Origin of the sequence: Xenorhabdus sp. PB62.4, assembly GCF_014467285.1 — a bacterium.
Lineage (GTDB): Bacteria > Pseudomonadota > Gammaproteobacteria > Enterobacterales > Enterobacteriaceae > Xenorhabdus.
This window is the reverse complement of sequence record NZ_NKHR01000111.1, coordinates 1-669: the sequence shown is the minus strand read 5'-3', so window position 1 is coordinate 669 and position 669 is coordinate 1. Positions and strand designations below refer to the sequence as shown.

General features: G+C 63.8%; 1 protein-coding gene. It reads right to left on the bottom strand.

Translation table 11 applies throughout. The annotated features are described in order from the left end of the window. Positions 1-172: 172 nt before the first annotated feature. On the bottom strand, positions 173-669 hold a 497-nt coding region (locus tag Xenpb_RS20595; RefSeq protein ID WP_187655751.1), incomplete at its 5' end, for a tyrosine-type recombinase/integrase.

Sequence of the window (669 nt, the reverse complement as noted above, 5' to 3'; positions counted from 1 at the left end):
CGGCGAATTTCGCATAATCTCCCTGCATTATGTTAAATGGGCTTTGGGCAGCCGGCACACAGTGATTGGGGACACCGTGGCCGCCGCGGCCCATTGCCCATTTACCCCCGCCGGCACCGCTGCTTCCGGGCAGTCCGGCCACGGTCTGCCCCTGCCCCGCACCCCCGCGAACTCAACGGGGATTATCGGGCTGTCCGGTACGCTGTGGTTTCGGGTCTGTGTCAGGTTCTCCGCTGGCACCGCCTGAGCTGCTCTTTGGCGGTTCGGTATGGTTGTCTGCGTCTGGTTGGGTCTGGGGCACCCGCTCGGCCGGATGGGTCTGGCTGTGCACCTGCCTGAGCTGTTTGATGGCGACCCGCGTATACACCTGGGTGGTGTTGAGTTTCTCATGCCCCAGCATGGCCTGGATATGGCGGATATCCGCGCCGTTGTCCAGCATCTGCGTCGCCATTGAATGCCGGAACAGGTGACAGGCGCCCGGCTTGTCAAGCTGCGCCTGATGGCGGATGGCCTTGCCTGCGATTTGGGTCAGGTGCCCCAGGCTGAGCGGCCTGCCCTTTTGCGAGATAAACAGGTAACCGCTGTCATAGTGCGCCGCTAACTGTGGCCGGACCTGCACCAGATAGCGTGTCAGCCAGCCCAGCGCCCGCTCGCCGATGGGCACCACCC